The organism is Stenotrophomonas sp. STEN008 (assembly GCF_056760435.1).
Map to the genome: position 1 here is coordinate 1 of NZ_JBRRET010000072.1, position 5,748 is coordinate 5,748.

At 69.9% G+C, this 5,748-nt stretch carries 8 protein-coding genes; 2 read left to right on the forward strand and 6 right to left on the reverse strand.

Annotated features, from left to right (window positions below; all coding sequences use genetic code 11):
- Positions 1-95 precede the first annotated feature (95 nt).
- Positions 96-452: a hypothetical protein gene (locus ACVOME_RS18470; RefSeq protein WP_065181457.1), complete on the reverse strand. Its 357-nt coding sequence runs from the start codon at positions 450-452 to the stop codon at positions 96-98.
- 3 nt (positions 453-455) lie between these two features.
- Positions 456-1,301, reverse strand: coding sequence for a shikimate dehydrogenase (gene aroE / locus ACVOME_RS18475; protein ID WP_481505384.1), 846 nt, complete (start codon positions 1,299-1,301; stop codon positions 456-458).
- 48 nt (positions 1,302-1,349) lie between these two features.
- On the opposite strand from aroE, the gene ACVOME_RS18480 reads away from it, so the two are divergent.
- A complete protein-coding gene (locus ACVOME_RS18480; protein WP_481505385.1) occupies positions 1,350-2,213 on the forward strand; it encodes a TolB family protein in 864 nt (287 codons plus the stop codon).
- A 22-nt stretch (positions 2,214-2,235) separates the two neighbouring features.
- Here the strand turns inward: ACVOME_RS18480 and ACVOME_RS18485 are convergent, their stop codons facing one another.
- The 4 genes from ACVOME_RS18485 to ACVOME_RS18500 all read right to left on the reverse strand — a co-directional run bounded on the left by ACVOME_RS18485 (position 2,236) and on the right by ACVOME_RS18500 (position 4,835).
- Entirely contained in the window at positions 2,236-2,505 is a 270-nt protein-coding gene (locus ACVOME_RS18485; protein WP_053517966.1) for a hypothetical protein, read from the reverse strand.
- A gap of 33 nt (positions 2,506-2,538) precedes the next feature.
- Positions 2,539-3,528 (reverse strand): porphobilinogen synthase, encoded by a 990-nt coding sequence (gene hemB, locus ACVOME_RS18490; protein ID WP_053517964.1) that lies wholly within the window; start codon positions 3,526-3,528, stop codon positions 2,539-2,541.
- A 19-nt stretch (positions 3,529-3,547) separates the two neighbouring features.
- Positions 3,548-4,465 carry a bestrophin family protein gene (locus tag ACVOME_RS18495; RefSeq protein WP_053517963.1) on the reverse strand — a complete coding sequence of 306 codons (918 nt, stop codon included), beginning with the start codon at positions 4,463-4,465 and terminating at the stop codon, positions 3,548-3,550.
- A 121-nt stretch (positions 4,466-4,586) separates the two neighbouring features.
- Complete coding sequence (locus tag ACVOME_RS18500; RefSeq protein ID WP_006475755.1) at positions 4,587-4,835, reverse strand: hypothetical protein; 249 nt, start codon at positions 4,833-4,835, stop codon at positions 4,587-4,589.
- A gap of 182 nt (positions 4,836-5,017) precedes the next feature.
- Here ACVOME_RS18500 and ACVOME_RS18505 point away from each other — a divergent pair, with 182 nt between their 5' ends.
- A complete protein-coding gene (locus tag ACVOME_RS18505; RefSeq protein WP_053517962.1) occupies positions 5,018-5,476 on the forward strand; it encodes a hypothetical protein in 459 nt (152 codons plus the stop codon).
- Positions 5,477-5,748 lie beyond the last annotated feature (272 nt).

Consider the following 5,748-nt stretch of genomic DNA (forward strand, 5'->3'; position numbering starts at 1 on the left):
CGCCCGCGGGGGGCCGGCGGGGGGGCGCCGCGGCGGGGGGCGCGCCCCCCCCCCCCCCCGCCCGGGGCGCGGGGGGCCCCCCCCCCCCCACGACCTTACCGGCCTACCACAGGCGGCCGCTGGCGCAGCAGGCGCACCAGCGCCCAGACCAGCAGCACCATGCCGATCGCTTCCACCATCGCCAGAGCGAAATGCAGCACGCCCAGGATGGCGCTCATGCTCGAAACCGCGCTGAAGTCACCGCTGCTGACCATCCACATCGGCAGGATGCCCGCTGCCATGCTGCCGAGGCTGGCCAGCAGCAACAGCAGCAGCCCGGCCAGCGCGCCGCTGCGGGTGGCATCGCGCGGCGCGCCCACCACCCACACCAGGCCCACGCACAGCGCGATCAGCACCGGCAGGCGCACGCCCACCATGCTCAGCACCGTCACCAGCAGGGTCATGTTGTCCATCGGTCAGTCCTCGCCGGCCAGCGCCAGGGCGCCCTGCCGCAGCTGCTGGTAGACCTCGTCGGTCTGCGGGCGCACACCATGCCACTGCAGGAAGCTCTCGGCGGCCTGCTCGACCAGCATGCCCAGGCCATCGACGGTATTGCGGCACTGCGCCGCACGCGCCCAGGCCAGGAACGCGATGGCCGCCTCGCCGTAGTTGAGGTCGACCGCGGTGGTCATCGAATTGACCAGCGACAGCGGCAGCTTGAACTCCACGTCGCGGTCACGGCCGGCAGAGGTGGCGTTGACGATCAGCTCGAAGTCACCCAGCTCGCGCAGGTCTTCCCAGTAGCGGCTGATGGCGCGGCCCGGCTCACCCATCGCATCGATCAGTTCATCGGCGCGTTCCGGCGTACGGTTGACCACCACCAGCTCGGTGATGCCGGCATCGAGCAGCGCCGGGGCGACGCTGCGGGCCGAGCCGCCGGCACCGATCATCAGCACCCGGCGGCCGCGCAGGTCCAGGCCATGGCGGTCGGTCAGGTCGCGCACCAGGCCGATGCCGTCGGTGGTGTCACCATGCCAGCGCTCGCCCTTGCGCAGCAGCGTGTTGACCGAACCGGCGCGGCGCGCACGGGCCGTCAGCGTGGTGCAGACCGCAAACGCGGCTTCCTTGTGCGGCAGGGTGACGTTGGCACCGACACCACCTTCGGCGGCGAATGCTTCCAGGCCGGCGAGGAAGGCGTCGGGGGCAAGGTCGATCGTGCGGTAAGCGATGGCGATGCCTTCCTGGCGACCGAACGTCGCGTGGATCTGCGGCGACTTCGAGTGGGCAACGGGGTGTCCGAAGACGGCGTAACGGTCGGTCATGGATTCCTCAAGCTGGCTAGACTGATGCTCTTTCGTGCACGGACCCGGATGATGCGCATCACCCCGACCCTGCTGGTGCTTGCCGCCAGTCTACTCTCTGCCCCCGTGGCGATGGCGTTGAACGAGTACGGCATCGAAGGCATGGGCGTGGTCTCGACCCGTGCCGACGAGGCTCGCGGCACGATCAGTGCCGACGGCCAGCGCATCGTTTTCGCCCGCCGCGGCGAGGGCGGCTGGGGCCTGTGGCAGGCCCGCCTGATCGATGGCCGCTGGCAGCAGGCACAGGCGCTGGCGGTCGACGTCAGCGGTGAGGCCCGGGATCCCTACTTCAGCCGCGATGGCCGATGGCTGCTGTTCGCGGCGGGTACCGAAGGCCAGCTGGCGCTGTACCGTGCCGCCGTGACCGGCGATGGCCGACTTGGCAACGCACAGGCCCTGCGCGGCGAGCGTGGGCGGTACGAAGAGCGCGGTCCAGCGCTGAGCATGGATGGCCGGCGGCTGCTGTTCGCGCGCCATCAGGGCCGTGGCGCCGGTTGGGATCTGTTCGTGGCCACCCTCGATGCCGAGGGCGTGCGGGGCCCGGCCACCGCGCTGGCGGCATTGAACAGCGCCGATGACGAGACTGACGCTGACTGGCTGGGCAACGATGGCGCCGTGGTTTTCAGTCGTGGCAGCGGCACGAGCGCGCAGGTATGGAGCAGCGGGTGCGCCTGGAGCGGCGTGGCGCTGCAGCCGCTGGGGCTGTCCTTCAACCAGGCAGGCGGCTGGACCGGTGCGCCGGTGATCGACAACGCCAAGCCGGGGGAAATGCTGGTCGCCAGCAGTGCGGCGAAGGCGCCGCGTGCCGGGGGCGTGGATCTCTACCGGTTGGCGGTACCGAAAGTGCCTGCCGTGGCCGGGTGCATGCGGTAGATGCCGGCCCTGGGCACCGCAATCAGCGCGACAGCACCTTGGCGCGCTGCTGTTCGTAGTCCGCCTCGCTCAGCTGGCCCCTGTCCTTGCGCTGGTTGAGCGCGGCCAGCTCGGCCTGCACGCTGTCCGGCAGGGACTGTTCACGGGCGATCCGACGGGCGGCGGAGAGCTGCTCGGGAGGGCGTTTGCTCGCCCGCCAGGCTGCGATGAACACGCCGACGATGACGGCACCGAACACCAGCGTGCCGACGCCCCAGATCAGCCATTGCATCCATCCCAGTTCGGGTCCCATCAGCCGTTCCTCCCTCCATCGATGGCGCTATTGTCAGCGCTCGCGCAGCCAGCGCGCCACCTGTGGCGCGAAATAGGTCAGCACGCCATCGGCGCCGGCGCGCTTGAAACCAAGCAGCGACTCCATCACGCAGGCGCGCTCGTCCAGCCAGCCATTGGCGAACGCCGCTTTCATCATCGCGTACTCGCCACTGACCTGGTAGGCGAAGGTGGGCACGCCGAACTGTTCCTTCACGCGACGCACCAGATCCAGATACGGCATGCCCGGCTTGACCATCACCATGTCGGCGCCCTCTTCCAGATCCAGCGCGATCTCGCGCATCGCCTCGTCGCCGTTGGCCGGGTCCATCTGGTAGGTCTTCTTGTCCGCCTTGCCGAGGCTGGCCGCGCTGCCCACCGCGTCGCGGAACGGGCCGTAGAAGGCCGAGGCGTACTTGGCCGAGTAGGCCATGATGCGCACATTGAGGTGATGGTCGGCATCGAGCGCGCGCCGGATCGCACCGATGCGGCCATCCATCATGTCCGACGGCGAGACGATGTCCGCGCCGGCTTCGGCATGCGACAACGACTGCTTGACCAGCGCTTCGACCGTGATGTCGTTGAGCACGTAGCCCTTGTCATCGATGATGCCGTCCTGGCCGTGGGTGGTGTAGGGGTCCAGCGCCACATCGGTCATCACGCCCAGCTCCGGGAAGCGCGACTTCAGGGCGCGGATCGCACGCTGCGCCAGTCCGTCCTCCGCCCATGCCGCCGAGGCATCCAGCGACTTCTGCGAGGCGTCGATCACCGGGAACAGATCGATCACCGGGATGCCCAGCTCCAGCGCCTCTTCGGCCACTTTCAGCAGTTCCTCGATGGACAACCGCTCCACACCGGGCATCGACGGCACAGCGGTGCGGCCGGCCGGTTCGTGCACGAACACCGGATAGATCAGATCGTCGGTGGTCAGCGTGTTCTCGCGCATGAGGCGGCGTGAGAACTCGTCATGGCGCATGCGCCGCGGGCGGTAGTGGGGATGAGGCATGGCAGGCTCCGAGGAGTGGCTAGTGCAACAGGTAGCCCTGCGGCAGCAGGGGTTCGGGCAGGGGGCGTTCACCGAGCGCGTCGAGCTGATCGATCTCGATCGTGCGCACCAGCGCGTCCAGCGGCAGATCGTTCGGCTCCAGGCCGAACGGATCTTCCATTTCTTCGCCAAGCTGGTCCAGGCCGAAGAAGGCGTAGGCCAGCACCGCCGACAGCACCGGCGTGCCCCAGCCCAGCGAACTGGCCAGGCCGAACGGCAGCAGCACACAGAACATCCACGCGCAGCGGTGCAGCAGCAGGGTGTAGGCGAACGGCAGCGGCGTGGTCAGGATCCGCTCGCAGCCTGCCTGGATCGAGGACATCGCATGCAGGCGGTCTTCCAGCTGGGCGTACAGGATCGGATCGAGATCGCCGCTGCGCAGCGCCTGCGCCAGTTCGGCGGCGATCATCGCCAGCAATGCATCGGGTACGTTCTCGCGCTCGGCCAGCTGCGCACGCTGGCGCTTGTCCAGCCACGGCAGGGCCGCCAGCGCCACGATGCGGCCGCGCAGGCGGGCGGCCAGCGCATGGGCGAAGGCGGTGGCCAGATAGGCGATGCGACGGCGGCGGCCTGCGTCATCCACCAGCAGCAGGTTCACCTGCCGGGCCAGTGAGCGCGATTCGAACACCAGCTGCCCCCACAGCTTGCGGCCTTCCCACCAGCGCTCGTAGCAGGCGCTGTTGCGGAAGCTCAGGAAGATCGACAGGACCAGGCCCAGCAGGGTGAACGGCGTGACCGAGACGCGCTCGATGCCGATCGGCGGCGCCAGTTCCACCACCGCGGCGACGGCGATGGACAGGATCAGGATGGCCAGCACCTTCGGTGCGATCGCCGGAACGATCGATCCGCGCAGGATGTACAGCAGTTGCCAGCCGTGGGGACGAGGTCGGATGATCATGGGGCAGCCGCGCCGGGCGCGGATTCACAGGCACGCGCAGGCTCGCGCAGCCGTTCATTGTACGCCCCTGCCCGGCTGCGGGCCGCAGCCCTGCGACGCCCGGTCGCACCCGGCCGCAGGTTCAGATCACGCCACCGCCCAGGCCCAGGCGCAGGATGCCCACCACCACCACGATGCCGTTCAGGACCAGGCCGGCCCAGGCCCGGCCGCGCTTGCTCGGGTGAGTGAACAGGATACCCAGCGCGGCGATCACCGCGCCGACCGCAGCGAACGGAATGAGGAACCAGTTGCCCCAGCCCAGCAGCGGTATCAGCGCCAGGATCATCCACAGCAGCGCCAGTACACCCCACAACAGACTGATCACACCCATCGCCGCTCTCCCGCAGTTGGTTCCCGGCCCCAACCATAGACGTTCCGGCCGCCGTCGCCTACTCCCGTTGGCGGGCCGCTCACCTCAGCCGTGCTAGCGTCTGGATGCCCAGCGCACAGGGCGTTGGCGCCGATTCAGAGTGGCCCACCGATGATCCCATCCAGTCCTGCAGGGGTATTGCCATGAACATCCGTTGGGCCGCACTGGCGGCCATGCTGCTGGCCGCCGCCGGTTGTGCCAGCACCTCCAAGGTCATGCTGGGCCGCGCGCGGGCGCCGATCGACCCGGCGCAGGTGCAGATCTATTCAACGCCGCCGGCCGGCTCGCAGGAGATCGCCCAGCTGGAATCCGCCTCGGCGGTGGGCTTCGGCACCCAGGGCCAGACCGACGCCGCCGTGGCGCGGCTGAAGCGCGAAGCCGCAGCGCTGGGCGCCAACGGCGTAGTGCTGATGGGCGTGGGCAGCAGCGGCTCGCCGGTGGGCATGTCCGTGGGCGCCGGCAGCTATGGCTCGCATGTGGGCGGCGGCCTCGGCATTGGCATTCCGACCACGCAGAAGCGCGCCGCAGGCGTGGCGATCTGGGTGCCGAACCCGGCGCCGCCGGCACGATTGCCGACCCAGGTGATCACGCCACAGCGGTGACGCAGCAGCGTCACCGCGGATAGCGCCGGGCCGTGCCCGGCGGCATTTCGCTTCCCCGCTGCGCTCGCCGGGCATGGCCCGGCGCTACCGTTACTTCTCCCGGTACTTCGGCACGAACACCGGGCCTCGGCATGGCATTCCGACCATGCGGTAGCGGGGGGGGGGGGGGGGGGGGCGGCGGGGGCGGACCCCCGCCCCCGCCCCGGCCGCGCGGCCGGGGCCCCCGGGGGCAAGGGGGCGGGGGGGAGGAGACCACGCGAGAAGGAGCTGGC